The following is a 14,384-nucleotide window of genomic DNA, read 5'->3' as shown; positions in this document are numbered from 1 at the left end:
CCCGCCGCGGGGTACCGCTGGGCGATGGTCGTCGTGACGGTCCCGCGCATGAGTCGGAGTTGCGTCGCCCACGCCGTCGAGTCGCACCGGATGACGAGTGCACCGTCCTCGATCGTCACCGGCGTGGAGTGCTTCGCGAGCTCGTCACCGACGACGCTCGGCCAGTCGACGAACAGTTCCGAGCGGGCCAGTGGCTCCGTCCATCCGAGCTCGGCGGTCAGCGCACCCATCACGTCGCCGAGGCCGGTGGGCTCCCGTCCCTTCCCGTACGGCACCGAGTCCGGGTCCTGTCCGGCGGCCCGGCGCCGACGCGCGTCGACCCCCCCCGCTTCGACGGGTCGCCGAACACGGCCTTGAAGTGCTGGTACACCCGCGAGGGCTCGGCCGGTCTCCAGGGCTTCGGCATCAGGGTGCCGTCCGGTCCACGGCGTCGGCCGACCGGGCGGGGTCGGCCGGAGAGGGATCGGCCGGGGCGGGTTCGGCCGGAGCGGCGTCGGCCGGAGCGGCGTCGGTCGCCTCCGGCACCTCCGGACGGGAGGCCCGACCCGCGTCGTCCGCGTCCCGCACGATCGCGCCCGCTTCGATCCGCACGGTGTGTGCCGCGAGCTGACCGGGCACGTCGCCGTGCACGGCGGCCGTGATGAGCACCTGCTCGTAGTCGGCGACCGCCCCGGCCAGGCGCTCCCGCCGTGACTCGTCGAGCTCCGCGAACACGTCGTCGAGGATGATGATCGGGTCGCCGAGGGATGACTCGGCACGCAGGATCGTCGCCGACGCCAGCTGCACCGCGAGCGCGAACGACCAGGACTCCCCGTGGCTGGCGTACCCGCGGGCCGGTAACCCGTTCAGCTCGAAGAGCACGTCGTCCCGATGGGGTCCGGTGAGCGTCAGGCCGCGGTCCAGTTCGTCCCGCCGACGGCGCTCGAGCGCCACGCGGAACGCCTCTGCCGCGGACGCGGTCGTGACCGGTTCCTCGGGCGTCCCGAGGACCGGGTCGGTGGCCGCCGCGTCCTCCGGATCAGCACCCCGCACGCTGAGGACACCGGCGATCGACGCCTGGTGCCGCTCGCCCGCGACCGTCGCGTAGGACTCGGTGACGAACGGGGCGAGCCGCCGGGTGAGGTGGTCGCGGGCGGCGATGATCTCGGCGCCGAACGCCACGAGCCGGTCGTCCCAGACGTCGAGCGTCGAGAGCGCCCCGGCCTTCGCCCCGGTCGTGCGGGCCGACTTCAGCAGGGTGTTCCGCTGGCGGAGCGTGCGGTCGTAGTCGGCGAGCACGCCCTGCATGCGCGGGGCGATCTGGACGAGGAGCTCGTCGATCATCCGCCGGCGCCCCGACGGCTCGCCGCGGACGAGTGCCAGGTCCTCGGGGGGCGAAGAGCACGCTGGTGCAGTAGCGCGGGAGCTCGCGGGGCTTGATCGCGGACCGGTTCACCTGCGCCCGGTTCGACCCCGTCCGGTTGATCTGCACCTCGGCGAGGATGCTGCGGTCCTCGTGCGCGACCCGTGCCCGGACGATCGCCGAGTCACATCCCTGTCGCACGAGCGCCGCGTCGGTGGGGACGCGGTGCGACCCGAGGGTCGAGAGGTACCCGATCGACTCGACCAGGTTCGTCTTGCCCTGGCCGTTCCGACCGACGAACAGGTTCGGCCCGCGTGCGAAGTCGACGTCCGCCTCCCGGTAGTTCCGGAAGTCGGAGAGTTGCAGATGGTCGACGTGCACGCGGGCCGAAACGGGTCGAGGGGGGTTACCCCGACCGGCTACGCCTTCTTGACGGCGTGGCCGCCGAACTGGTTGCGGAGTGCCGCGACGGCCTTCATCGTCGGGGACGCGCTGCCCTGACGCGAAACGAAGCGCGCGAAGATGGACGCCGAGATCGCCGGCATCGGCACCGCGTGCTCGATGGCCTCTTCCACGGTCCACCGGCCCTCGCCGGAGTCCTCCACGTAGCCCTCGATGGCGTCGAGCTTCGGGTCCTCGTTCAGCGCGAGGACCATCAGGTCGAGCAGCCAGGAGCGGACGACGGTGCCGCGCTGCCATCCGGCGAACACGGCGGGGACGTCCTTGATGATGTCCTTCGCCTCGAGGAGCTCGTAGCCCTCGCCGTACGCCTGCATGATCGCGTACTCGATGCCGTTGTGGACCATCTTCGCGTAGTGGCCCGCGCCGATGCCGCCGGCGTGCGAGAAGCCCTCTTCGCGCGGGCCCTCGGGGCGCAGTGCGTCGAAGACGGGCATCGCGAACTCGACGTCCTCGGCAGCACCGCCGACCATGAGGCCGTAGCCGTTGTCCTTGCCCCAGACACCGCCGGAGACGCCGACGTCCATGTAGCGGATGCCCTTGGCAGCCAGCTGCTCGGCGTGGACGGTGTCGTCGAGCCACTTCGAGTTGCCACCGTCGATGACGAGGTCGCCTTCGCTGAGCACGCCGGCCAGGTCGGTGATCACGTCGTCGGTGATCTTGCCGTGCGGGACCATGACCCACACGAGACGCTTGCTGTCGGTGAGGGCTTCTGCCAGGGCGCCGAGGTCGGCGACGTCCGAGACGGCGGGGTTGGCGTCGTACCCGACGACGTCGATCCCTGCGTTGCGCAGACGCGCACGCATGTTGTTGCCCATCTTCCCGAGGCCGACAAGACCGATCTGCATGATTTCCTCTTCTTCGTCGATGTCGCGCTGATGCTGGTGTCCACGCGTCAGCGCTGGATGGCTGTTGCGGCTAGCGCAGCAGCAGGTTGGGCTGCAACAGGTACCGGTACCCGTCCGTGGCAGCTTCCTCTCGCGAGGACTGCCCGGTGATCAGGACCGGTCCGGGCTTGTTCGGGTTCTCCGTCTTGGTGAAGGAGATCCGGACGAACTCGGAGTGCACCGCATTCAACCCGTCCAGGAGGAAGGCCGGTTTCAGGGAGACCACCGTTTCCTCACCGGTCAGCAACGCATCGATCGACTCTGACGCCTGCGCTTGTTCGGAACCGATCGCCTCGAGCGTGAGCCCGTCGACCGAGAAGGAGAAGCGGAGCGCGGCTTCGCGCTCCAGCACGAGGGAGACCCGTCGGACGGCCTCGACCAGTTCCGCGGTGTTGATCACCGCGTGGTCCTGGACCGTGTCGGGGAACAGTCGGCGGACCGGCGGGTAGTTGCCCTTGATGAGCAGCGACGTCACGGTCTTGTCGTCGGCCTGGAAGGCGATGAGCTCACGGTCGGAGCCACCGCTGATCGACACCGAGACGGTGGTGGCCGAGCCGAAGGTACGGCCGACCTCCTGCAGGGTGCGGGCCGGGACGAGTGCGTGCAGCGTCGGCGCCGGCTCGGCGTCTCCGCCGGGACGGCCCGAGTCCCACTGGATGGTCCGGACGGCGACGCGGTAGCGGTCGGTCGCGATGAGCGAGACGTCGCTCTCGCCGACCTCGAGCTGGACGCCGGTGATGACCGGGGTCACGTCGTCGCGGCTGGCGGCGACGGCCACCTGCGACACGGCTTCGGAGAACGAGTCGCCGGGGATGACACCGGTCTGCGGACCGATCTCCGGCAGCGTCGGGTACTCCTCCACCGGCATGGACAGCAGCGTGAAGTGCGCGGATCCGCAGGTGACGGTGATGCGGGAGTCCTCCGTGGAGAACGTGACCGGGGCGTTCGGCAGCCGGCTCGCGATGTCGTTCAGCAGCCGGCCGGAGACGAGCACCGTGCCGGGGTCGTCGATCTGGGCGGCGATCGACGTCTGTGCCGAGACCTCGTAGTCGAACGACGAGAGCGTCAGACGATCACCGTCGGCGTGGATGAGCACACCGGACAGGATCGGGAGGGTCGTGCGCTGTGGGAGGAGCTTCACCGCGAAGGAGACGGCTTCGGAGAAGACGTCCCGGTTGACCTCGAACTTCACAGCGTGGACCCCTGTCGATCGGTTGACTGTCCGGCCGCCCCATTGTGGCACAGCGGCGGCAGACCGCCGATCCGTGTCATCCGCCGTCCCCAGGGGTTGGCCCAGGGAGAGGGAGAGAGAAGGAAGGAGTAATGGTCTTAACGCCTGTGCACACTGTGGACAACTCTGGGGATGCCGCTCGGCGACAGGGAACTACAACCGTGTCACTTGTTGGCGGCGTGTGGGCGACCTATGGATGAGGGAAAGTCATCTATCCACTTCCATCCCCAGTTTCCACAGACACCCCACCAGCTGTGAACAACGGAGCGGCGTGTCCTCCATAGTTATCCACAGGCTTTCCACACTGTGGGGAATCCGCCGCATGGAACCGTCTCAGATGGTGGACGCACGCAGAAGGAGGCCGATCCCGGGTCTGGGACGGGCCTCCTGGACGGGGGTGGCAGCGGGATGCTCGCTACCGGTAGCGGCGGTCCTGCTTGATCCGACTGGTCAGTTCCGTGACCTGGTTGTAGATCGAGCGCCGCTCCTTCATGAGCTCGGCGATCTTCTTGTTCGCGTACATGACCGTCGTGTGGTCGCGGTTGCCGAACAGCTGGCCGATCTTCGGCAGCGACAGGCTCGTCAGCTCACGGCACAGGTACATCGCGATCTGTCGTGCGGTGGCGATCGCCTGCGACCGGGACGAGCCGTAGAGGTCGTCGACCGAGAGCTTGAAGTACTCCGCGGTGTGGTTGATGATGTCCGTCGGCGCGATGACGTTGTCCTCGTCGAGCGTGATCAGGTCCTTGAGGACCGTCTGCACCAGCGCCATGTCGACGGCCGTCCGGTTGAGGCTCGCGAACGCGGTCACCCGGATCAGGGTCCCCTCGAGCTCCCGGATGTTGCTCGAGACCTTCGACGCGATGAACTCCATGATGTCGTCCGGCACCTGCAGGTGGTCGGACTGCGCCTTCTTGCGGAGGATCGCGATGCGGGTCTCGAGGTCCGGCGCCTGCACGTCGGTGATGAGACCCCACTCGAAGCGGCTGCGCATCCGGTCCTCGAAGCCGGTGAGGTGCTTCGGGGCGACGTCCGACGTGATCACGACCTGCTTGTTGTGGTCGTGCAGCGTGTTGAACGTGTGGAAGAAGGCCTCCTGCGTGGAGTCCTTCCCCTGCAGGAACTGGATGTCGTCGATGAGCAGGATGTCGATGTCGCGGTACCGCTGCTGGAACTGGTTCGAGCGGTTGTTCGCGATCGAGTTGATGAAGTCGTTGGTGAACTCCTCGCTCGACACGTACCGGACGCGGATGCCCGGGTACAGGCTCTCCGCGTAGTGGCCGATCGCGTGGAGCAGGTGGGTCTTGCCGAGACCCGAGTCGCCGTAGATGAAGAGCGGGTTGTACGCCTTCGCCGGCGCTTCCGCGACCGCGACCGCGGCTGCGTGGGCGAACCGGTTCGAGGCACCGATCACGAAGTTGTCGAAGTTATACTTCGGGTTGAGTCGGGACTCGGGGCGCCCGCTGGTGCCCGGGGGAGTCGACCTGGCTCGGGACGAACGGCGCCTCGATGTACTGCCGAGGAGCGGCGCTCTGCTGCACCTGCTCCTGGACCGGTTCGGCGTAGGACGGCACCGCGAGGGCGTCGACCCGGGGCTCGGAGGCCATGTCGGGGTTCACCGTGATCGCGAAGTTCGCCACCGAGTCGTCTCCGATCCGGGAGACCGCTTCGGTGATGGGGACCCGGATGCGCTGCTCGAGCATCCCGCGGGTGAGGTCGTTCGGCACTTCCAGGTAGAGCGTGCCGGCCAGCACGCCCTTGGGCTCGACGAGGTTGAGGAAGCCGTGGAGCTGCGGGGTGATCCGGTCGTCGTCGGACAGGATGCCGAGCACTGACGACCAGAGGTCCTCGACGGGGTCGGCCGGCGTCATGTCGCGCTCGTCTCCTGGTCTCGTTGCTCGGTTGCGGCTTCGGGTGTGGTCTCTCGCCCGTCGGGACGGGCGGTGGCGGCCACCGACCGACGACACGCGGGTGCGGGCGGAACCGCTCCCGCGTTCCGCGGACGGCTGGTGCGGTGGTGCGGGCGCTGGTCCGACGACGAGCTTCCCACAGGGTTGTCCACAGTGTCCTCCCCCGGCTGGTCCACCGGAGACGAGTGAGGTACTCCCCCCGCAGTACCGGGCATCCGGCCGTGCAGTGCCACAACTGTACGGGACCGCGCCGTGTCCCACCGAACGGGAGTTGTCCCCAGTGTGGAGAACCCGGAGGCGTCACCGTGGGAGCGCGGACGGGGACGGGATCGTTTGACCTCCCAGCCGTCGTCACGTACCGTTGTCCAGTTGACTGCGGCCGTTCGGTCGCGCCATCCGCGTCAACCAATGCATACGTGACGGCTCGCCGCGAGCAGCCGTGTGGAGATCATCATGAGCAAGCGCACCTTCCAGCCGAACAACCGCCGCCGCGCCAAGAAGCACGGCTTCCGCGCCCGCATGCGCACCCGTGCCGGCCGCGCCATCCTCGCCGCACGCCGCGGTAAGGGGCGCACCGAGCTCTCCGCCTGATCCGCGGGGTCCTCGCCGTGTTGGCCCGAGCCAACCGCATCGTCCGAGGCGACGACTACCGATCGACCGTGCGTCGTGGCCGCAGGAGCGCCACGGCGCACGTCGTCGTGTCGGTGGTCCGTCGCCTAGATGACGACGGCGGTCCCACCAGGTTCGGGTTCATCGTGGCGAAGACCGTCGGGAACGCGGTCACGCGCAACCTCGTGCGACGCCGGCTGAAGGCGATCGCACACGGTCTGCTGCCGGGCGCTCCGCTCGGGTACGACGTCGTGGTGCGCGCACTGCCAGCCGCCGCGCAGGCCGGATGGCCTACCCTGCTCGGAGACATCACGCGTGCCTTCGCGCGGGGTGTGGAGAAGGCAGCATGAACCGGTTCCTCTGGGTCGTCGCGTTGCTCCCGCGCAACGCGTGCGTCGTCGTGCTCCGGGCCTACCGAGCGGTGATCTCGCCGCTCTACGGCAACGTGTGCCGGTACCACCCCTCGTGCTCCCGGTACGCACTCGAGGCGATCCAGCAGTACGGGGTAGTCCGCGGTTCGGCCATGGGAGCGTGGCGGATCGCACGGTGCAACCCCTGGGCCGCCGGTGGGATCGACGACGTCCGGGAACGTCGCCGCCCCTTCAACGTCAGTCGGTTCGGGTTCGTGCTCGCACCGAGCCCGCAGCAACAGCAGGACCCGGTCGGCATGATCCGCCCGGTGCTGCTCCCCCCAGCGCACTCGAAAGGCGTGACCTCCTCATGGAGATCCTGAACACTCTCCTCTGGCCGCTCAAGTGGGTGGTGTCCGCGATCCTCGTCGGGTTCCACTGGCTCTTCGAGACCATGGGGATGGACCCGTCCGCGGGCATCACGTGGGTCCTGTCGATCATCTTCCTGACCTTCGTGGTCCGGGCCGCGCTGATCCCGATCTTCGTGCGGCAGATCAAGTCGCAGCGACGGATGCTCGAGGTCGCGCCGCAGCTGAAGAAGATCCAGGACAAGTACAAGGGCAAGAAGGACCAGTTCTCGCGCGAGGCGATGTCCCGCGAGACGATGGCGCTGTACAAGGAGACGGGGACGAACCCGCTGAGCTCCTGCCTGCCGCTGCTCATCCAGATGCCGATCTTCTTCTCGCTGTACTCCGTGCTGCACGAGGCGCAGATCAACAAGGCCGGCATCGGTCTGCTCACGAACGAGCTGGCGGCGGACTTCGGCAACGCTGCACTCTTCGGTGCGCCGCTGCACGAGACCTTCACGAACGCGTCGGGCTGGGAAGTCCGGATCATCGCGGGAGCCATGATCGTCGTGATGACGGCATCGCAGTTCATCACGCAGCTGCAGCTCGTCGCCAAGAACATGTCGCCGGAGACCAAGGAGTCTCCGATGTACCGCCAGCAGAAGATGATGCTGTACATCCTCCCGCTGGTCTTCGTCATCTCCGGCCTGTCGTTCCCGCTGGGCGTCATGTTCTACTGGCTCGCCTCGAACATCTGGACGATGGCCCAGCAGTACTTCGTGATCCGCAGCATGCCGACGCCGGGCTCGGAGGCGGCCCTGGCGCGCGAGGCGCGTCTCGCCAAGAAGGCCCAGCGCCGCGGCACCCCGGCCACTGCCGGTGTCCTGACCGAGGCCGGTACGGGCGCCTCGGTGGCCGAGGTCGAGGCACGTGTCACCACCCAGCGCCAGCAGCCGGTCGGCAAGTCGCGCGCGAAGAAGAACGGGAAGAGCAAGTGACCGAGCAGGACACCACGGCCGTCGTCGACGCGACCGAGGACGAGCAGGTGCTCGGCCAGTCGAGCGAGCAGGGCGGCGACGACGAGAGCCGCGACGAGGCGGACATCGCCGCCGACTACATCGAAGAGCTGCTCGACATCTGCGACCTCGACGGGGACATCGAGATCGAGGAGCGCGCTGGACGTGTCTACCTGACGGTCTCGGACGACGGTGAGGCGCTGCGCGTCCTCGCGAAGCCCGACACCGTGTCCGCCCTGCAGGAACTCACGCGGATCGCTGTCCAGGCCGAGACCGGTGAGTTCAGTCGTCTGATCCTCGACATCGGGGGCTCCCGCGACGCTCGGGCGACCGAGCTCCAGCGGCTGGTCGACACCGCGATCGAGCGCATCGAAGCCGGATCGACAACTGCGGCGCTGCCGCCGATGTCGTCGTACGAGCGGAAGCTCGTCCACGACCTGGTCTCCGAGAAGGGCTTCCACTCGGAGTCCGAGGGCGAGGGTCGGGACCGTCACACGGTCATCACCCGATGACGGAAGCGGGCTCCGCTGACGCTCCGGTCCTCGAGACCGAGCCGGCGGTCGCAGCGACGCTGTTCGGGGACCGCCTCGAGGTCGCCCGGTCCTTCACGAACGAGTTGGCGCGTCGCGGCGAGGAACTCGGGCTCATCGGACCCCTTGAGCTCCCGCGACTGTGGACGCGACACATCCTCAATTCTGCGCTCCTGGCTCCGCTCCTGCAGACGGGCGGAACGGTCGGCGATGTGGGATCGGGTGCGGGCCTGCCCGGCCTCGTGCTGGCGATCGCACGACCGGACGTCTCCATGACGCTGATCGAGCCGATGGAGCGCCGCGTGGAGTGGTTGCGAGGCGAGGCGGAACGGCTCGGTCTCGAGAACGTGGCGGTCGTCCGAGCCCGGGCCGAGGACGTCGCAGACGAGTTGGTGCTCGACCAGGTCACGGCCCGAGCCGTCAGTGCGCTGTCGAAGCTGATCCCCCCTGACCGTGCCCCTGGTCCGGTCCGGTGGGCAGCTCATCCTCATGAAGGGTGCGCGCGTCGACGACGAGGTCGCCGCAGCCCGGAAGGTCATCCTCCGCAAGCGCCTCGAAGACGTCGAGGTGCTCGAGCTCGGAGTCGGAGTGGTCGAAGAGACCACCCGCGTCTTCCGGGCTACAGTTGACTGACGCTCCCGGTCCGGTCTGACCGGGGATCCGCGCCCTGCGCCGGACGAGGCGTTCGGGTCGCGGCCCATGTTCCACGTGAAACACCGACCGGGGAAGAGGCACTCGTTGAGTTCATCGACCGACTACGACGCTTCGACGCCCCTGGCGCGTGAGATCGCTGACCTGAACCGACGGCGCCGGGCGATCGCGACGCAGCAGTTCCCGCTTCCGGACAAGACCCGCGTGTTCACAGTGTCGAACCAGAAGGGTGGGGTCGGGAAGACCACGACGACGGTCAACCTCGCTGCGGCCCTCGCGCGCGGCGGAGCTCGGGTGCTCGTGATCGACCTCGACCCACAGGGCAACGCGTCGACCGCACTCGGGATCGACCACCAGGCCGAGGTCGCGAGCATCTACGACGTGATCGTCGACGAGGCACCGATGGCGGACACGGTCCAGCGGTCCCCCCGAGTCCGAAACCCTCTGGTGCGTGCCGGCCACCATCCACCTTGCCGGCGCCGAGATCGAACTCGTTTCCTTGGTAGCTCGAGAACAGCGTCTGCGGACCGCTCTCGACCAGTACCTCGCTTCCGTCGACGAGCCGTACCACTACGTGTTCATCGACTGCCCGCCGTCGCTCGGGCTGCTGACGATCAACGCCTTCGTGGCAGCGAAGGAGGTGTTGATCCCGATCCAGTGCGAGTACTACGCGCTCGAGGGGCTCAGCCAGCTCCTTCGCAACATCGAGCTCATCGAGCGTCACCTCAACCCGAACCTCGCGGTGTCGACGATCCTGCTCACCATGTACGACGGTCGGACGAACCTGGCCAACCAGGTGGCCAACGACGTCCGGACGCACTTCGGCGATCAGGTCCTGAAGGCGATGATCCCCCCGTTCGGTCCGCGTCAGCGAGGCACCGAGCTACGGACAGAGTGTCGTGTCCTACGACGTCAACTCCAGCGGGTCACTCTCCTACCTGGAGGCTGCTGCCGAGATCGCAGAACGAGGAGCGAAGCACTGATGGCACCCAAGCGAACCGGACTCGGGCGCGGTATCGGCGCCCTGATCCCCACCGCCAACGAGCAAGAGCGTCCCGTCGACGTGTTCTTCCCGACCGGAGGCACCTCCGCCGCCGATGCGAATGCCGCCTCGGGACAGTCGGCAACGGCGGAGGAGCTCCTCGCGGTTCCCGGAGCTCGTCTCGCCAACCTCAACCCGCTGGACATCGTCCCGAACGCGCAGCAGCCCCGCAAGGAGTTCCGTGAAGAGGAACTCCAGGAGCTGATCCACTCCATCCGGGAGATCGGACTCCTGCAGCCGATCGTCGTCCGCCCGATCACCGGTGCGGCTGGCACCGAGCCGCAGTACGAGCTGATCATGGGTGAGCGCCGTCTTCGTGCGACGAAGGAGCTCGGGCTCGCCACGATCCCCGCGATCGTCAAGGACACCCCCCGACGACGCGATGCTCCGCGACGCGTTGCTCGAGAACCTCCACCGCGCGCAGCTCAATCCGCTCGAGGAGGCTTCGGCCTACCAGCAGCTGCTCGCCGACTTCGGCATCACGCAGGAGCAGCTCGGGCAGCGGATCGGGCGCTCACGGCCCCAGATCACGAACACGATCCGTCTGCTGCGCTTGCCCTCCCCCCGTGCAGCGGCGCGTGGCCGCCGGTGTGCTCTCGGCCGGGCACGCACGCGCGATCCTCGCAGCGCCGGACGCGGAGGCGATGGAGTACCTCGCCGAGAAGATCGTGAACGAGGACCTTTCCGTGCGGGCAGCGGAAGCCATTGCTCAGCAGATGTCGACGAAGGCGCCGGCGAAGGCGCCGTCGCAGCCGTCGAAGCGGCAGGTGCACTTCAACGACATGGCCGAGCGACTGGGCGACCGGTTGAACACCCGCGTGAAGATCGCGGTCGGGGCCCGGAAGGGATCCGTGACGATCGACTTCGCGACTGCCGACGACCTCAACCGCATCCTCGGCGAGCTCGGGATCCAGGACCTCGCGGGCTGACGGCGGCCGCCGGTCGCTTCCCCGTCAGAATCCATGAGGAGCACGCCTCCCCCTGAGCGCTGTGTGGCGCCCTGAGGGGGGAAGGGGCGCTGCTGCTGACCCGGAGGACGTGGTTGTCCTTCTCGGCCCGCAGAAGGGGCGTCAGACGCTGTCAGGAGCGTCCTGCGGTCATCCGGCCTGTGCGCACGGGGGGAATGGCGCCGCGAGGATCGCGCCAGGCCGTCGCAACGTCCAACTGGCGGTTGGCTCGCCGGGCAGGTGAGCGGCCGACGATCGGCGGTCGGTACCGGTGCGTAGTGTGACCCCGCCGCCAATCTGCTCGGCCAGCTCTTGCTCCAGGACGACAACCCCGCCCCCCGACGGTCGGAAGCCGAGACCTGGTCCTGCGGCTGATGGTTCACGCGCCCGGGATATCGGTCGTCCCTGGTCGGTGATCCTCTTCGGTACTCGGCGGCCACGGAGGAGCGACTGCGCTCGTCACACGTGGTCAGACGACGCGTCTCTTCTTCCGGCGTCCTGCTGTCGTGCCCGGAGCGTGAGGCGCTCCGCCAATGACCAGGCGACGCCTTTGCCCCGCGGCTACTCGGCGGAGCGACGTCGAGGGCGCCCATGAGGCGAGCCCGATCGACACGGCAGAGACGTTGCTCCTCGATGTTGCGGCGACTTGGATCGAACCGAGGCCGCGGGGGGTTGCATGCATGCTCGCGGTGCTCGCCGCGCGCCTCGGGAGACGGTGGTCGTGGTGGTTTCACGTGGAACATGCGAGCCAAGGCTGCTTCGTCTGGCGCTGCGATCGCCCGGAGCGCGTCGGTACACGGTGCCAGGCGGTCAGCTGACGAGCGGGTCGACGCCCCGCACCACAACGCTTGCTCCGGGCCTGCTCTGCCAGGGTGGCAGTCGCCGTCCGGATGGCAGGACGACGGTGTCTGCACGCGGCGGAGAAGGACGGTTCGGTCCGGAGCCGCGGAACGCCCGAACCCGCGAGACGCCCGACGAGGCCCGATAGTGCGCCCGTGCTCGACGAGGGCAGGTCGGGCACCGCGGGCACCTTCACCAGGAGTTTCAACTGGTGGCGATGTTCCACGTGAAACGTCGATCTCCACGACGCCGCTCTCGGGGCCTACCGACCCTGCCGGAGGGAAAGAGCATCACGCGGAGGGCAAGGAACAGCGATTGAAGGTGGCAGCTGGCAGTCGTGTCCCAGCGGTGCCGCACACACAAGTTCGATGCCCCACGATCCTCGGCAGCCTGCAGGCCAGCACAACGCTCGCGGCCTGAGCGGTGAGTGTGGGCCGAGGGGCGCGGATGTCGATCGGTCAACAAGCGGTGCGGAGTAAGCGACTTGCTCTGTAGCGAGTCAGCCGTGTCGCCACCCCGGCTCAGCTTGATGGGCATGGTCCGCGCCGCGAGACCGCGACCGGTTCCGCTCCCTCAGCTGCGACCACCGCGTGCAGCATGCCCGACTGACCCCGCTTCGGCGGGGCCTCGATGCGAGCGGCGATGAAAGGCGCCTCTTCCGAAGTCCTGCTCACACCGCCTCAGCGGACGAGCCGTACTTCGGCTCCCCGGCGGGATGGTCGCACGCCGGCGGGTGGACAACGGCAGTCGGAATGTCCTCGCCGTGCCGCCTGCCGACGGCAGGGTGCTGATCGACCGACAGAAGGTGATGGTCGTGAGCGGCACCGTGGCTGCCGCTCAAATCACAGTGTCGGGCCAACGGGGACGGGCTCAGACGATGCTTCCCGCCATGTCACGGGTTGGGAGGTCAACCTCCGCCCTCCCGGAGCTTCCACGCAGCGCCCGCCGCTGCGTAGCCCGAGCTACGTGGTCCTCCGCGGCAGCCGCAGGTCCAGGAGGGCTGACATGGTCCGAGTTCGGTCGCCCGATGCGCATGCGCGAAGGAAACGAGCCGCGGGCACGTCCGCGATCAGCAGGCAGTAGCCGCGCCGGTGCCGCGGAAGAACAAGGCGTGCTCCACCACTGCGGTACCGGTCACGCGAACGGGCAGGCGGACCGTTCGCACCCGGCCATCCGCTGCCAGGCCGACCGGTCTCGGCAGCCAGGCGGGTCACAGGCGATAGCTGGGCCCGGCAACGCACCCGACCGCCCCAAGGCGCCGGTTCTCCGAGTCAGGACGGCTGTCGCGTCTCGACCACAGCGAACACGATCGGTCGATGTTCCACGTGGAACGTCCGAACGTCGGAGACCTTCCCCGCTCAGGCCGAGTGGTCCCGGATGGCCTGCTCCGCGAGTTCGGCGTACGTCCACCCGAGGTCGAACCCCGACGCCGACAGCGCCTGCGGCACGAGGGACGTCTCGGTGAGCCCCGGGAGCACGTTCGCTTCGAGGAACCACGGCGTCCCGGCTCCGTCGACGATGATGTCGACGCGGGACACGTGCCGCAGACCCAGAGCGCGGTGGGCGAGGACCGCCGCTGCCGATGCGGCCTTCGAGTGTTCGTCCGCCAGGCGGGCGGGCGTGTAGAACGTGGTCTCCCCCCGCGTTGTAGCGCGCCTCGTACCCGTAGAACCCGTTGCGGGGCACGATCTCCACCGGCGCCAGCGCGAGCGGCCCGTCGCCCGTGTCGATGATGCCCACGGCGATTTCGGTCCCGCGGATGAGCTGCTCGACCACGGCGTCCTCGCAGTACGTGTACGCAGCGACCATGGCACGAGGCAGGTCGTCGACGTCCTCGACGAGGGTGACGCCCTGAGCACTCCCGCCACGGGCAGGCTTCACGGCGAGCGGCACGGGGTGCTCCGCGGCGATGGCCCGCAGCACACCCACGGCACCGAGTTCCCGGAACACGTCGTGCGACAGCGTGACGGAGCGGGGCGTCCGGACGCCGGCCCGAGAGACGAGCGCCGATGCGGTCGGCTTGTCCCATGCCAGGCGAGCCGACGTGGAGCGTGAGCCGACGTACGGGATGTCGAGGGCCTCCAGGATGCCGCGCAGCGCGCCGTCCTCACCGGACGCTCCGTGCAGCGCGGGCCACACGACGTCCGGGCGGTCTGCGCTCAGCGCCGGCAGCAACGACGCGTCGGCGTCACGGAGGTCGACCTGCCATCCGTACCCGGCGAG

Annotated in this window: 8 protein-coding genes and 7 pseudogenes; 8 read left to right on the top strand and 7 right to left on the bottom strand. The window is 68.5% G+C overall.

Going from position 1 to position 14,384, the window contains the following annotated elements; translation table 11 throughout:
- Positions 1-41: 41 nt before the first annotated feature.
- The 5 genes and pseudogenes from DEJ15_RS17440 to dnaA form a co-directional block, all read right to left on the bottom strand.
- Positions 42-230, bottom strand: a pseudogene (locus DEJ15_RS17440) (DciA family protein); the annotation flags it as partial.
- Positions 231-405: 175 nt separating this feature from the next.
- Positions 406-1,723 (bottom strand): annotated as a pseudogene (recF, locus tag DEJ15_RS02170) (DNA replication/repair protein RecF).
- Between the two features lie 38 nt (positions 1,724-1,761).
- Entirely contained in the window at positions 1,762-2,649 is an 888-nt protein-coding gene (gene gnd, locus DEJ15_RS02165; RefSeq protein WP_110825772.1) for a phosphogluconate dehydrogenase (NAD(+)-dependent, decarboxylating), read from the bottom strand.
- 70 nt (positions 2,650-2,719) lie between these two features.
- Positions 2,720-3,880, bottom strand: a complete 1,161-nt coding sequence (gene dnaN / locus DEJ15_RS02160; RefSeq protein WP_110825773.1) for a DNA polymerase III subunit beta — start codon at positions 3,878-3,880, stop codon at positions 2,720-2,722.
- 454 nt (positions 3,881-4,334) lie between these two features.
- Positions 4,335-5,790 (bottom strand): annotated as a pseudogene (dnaA, locus tag DEJ15_RS02155) (chromosomal replication initiator protein DnaA).
- Between the two features lie 492 nt (positions 5,791-6,282).
- On the opposite strand from dnaA, the gene rpmH reads away from it, so the two are divergent.
- The 8 genes and pseudogenes from rpmH (at position 6,283) to DEJ15_RS02115 (ending at position 11,303) form a co-directional block, all read left to right on the top strand.
- Positions 6,283-6,420: a 50S ribosomal protein L34 gene (rpmH, locus tag DEJ15_RS02150; protein WP_043595303.1), complete on the top strand. Its 138-nt coding sequence runs from the start codon at positions 6,283-6,285 to the stop codon at positions 6,418-6,420.
- Between the two features lie 17 nt (positions 6,421-6,437).
- The gene (gene rnpA, locus DEJ15_RS02145) at positions 6,438-6,788 is read left to right on the top strand and encodes a ribonuclease P protein component (protein WP_110825775.1); all 351 of its coding nucleotides are present in this window, start codon (positions 6,438-6,440) and stop codon (positions 6,786-6,788) included.
- The gene (yidD, locus tag DEJ15_RS02140; RefSeq protein WP_284175531.1) at positions 6,785-7,171 is read left to right on the top strand and encodes a membrane protein insertion efficiency factor YidD; all 387 of its coding nucleotides are present in this window, start codon (positions 6,785-6,787) and stop codon (positions 7,169-7,171) included. The genes rnpA and yidD overlap by 4 nt, the downstream gene beginning before the upstream one ends.
- Entirely contained in the window at positions 7,159-8,133 is a 975-nt protein-coding gene (gene yidC / locus DEJ15_RS02135) for a membrane protein insertase YidC (protein WP_110825777.1), read from the top strand. Before yidD ends, yidC begins: the two co-directional genes overlap by 13 nt.
- Before the next feature lie 47 nt (positions 8,134-8,180).
- Positions 8,181-8,663, top strand: a complete 483-nt coding sequence (locus DEJ15_RS02130; protein ID WP_110825818.1) for a Jag family protein — start codon at positions 8,181-8,183, stop codon at positions 8,661-8,663.
- A pseudogene (gene rsmG, locus DEJ15_RS02125) lies at positions 8,660-9,314 on the top strand (16S rRNA (guanine(527)-N(7))-methyltransferase RsmG). Before DEJ15_RS02130 ends, rsmG begins: the two are co-directional and overlap by 4 nt.
- A gap of 66 nt (positions 9,315-9,380) precedes the next feature.
- Positions 9,381-10,315: pseudogene (locus DEJ15_RS02120) on the top strand (ParA family protein).
- Positions 10,315-11,303: pseudogene (locus tag DEJ15_RS02115) on the top strand (ParB/RepB/Spo0J family partition protein). Before DEJ15_RS02120 ends, DEJ15_RS02115 begins: the two co-directional pseudogenes overlap by 1 nt.
- 2,216 nt (positions 11,304-13,519) lie before the next feature.
- Here the strand turns inward: DEJ15_RS02115 and DEJ15_RS19260 are convergent.
- Together DEJ15_RS19260 and DEJ15_RS19255 are read right to left on the bottom strand one after the other, a co-directional pair.
- On the bottom strand, positions 13,520-13,975 hold the full coding sequence (locus DEJ15_RS19260) for a hypothetical protein (protein WP_502866183.1): 456 nt from the start codon (positions 13,973-13,975) through the stop codon (positions 13,520-13,522).
- Positions 13,863-14,300, bottom strand: a pseudogene (locus DEJ15_RS19255) (D-alanine--D-alanine ligase family protein); the annotation flags it as partial. The pseudogene DEJ15_RS19255 and the gene DEJ15_RS19260, both read right to left, overlap by 113 nt.
- Positions 14,301-14,384: the final 84 nt, after the last annotated feature.

The sequence above is a fragment of the Curtobacterium sp. MCJR17_043 genome (assembly GCF_003224315.2).
In the GTDB taxonomy this organism is placed as follows: domain Bacteria; phylum Actinomycetota; class Actinomycetes; order Actinomycetales; family Microbacteriaceae; genus Curtobacterium.
The sequence above is the reverse complement of the archived record's forward strand: the minus strand, read 5'-3'. Positions and strand labels throughout refer to the sequence as shown.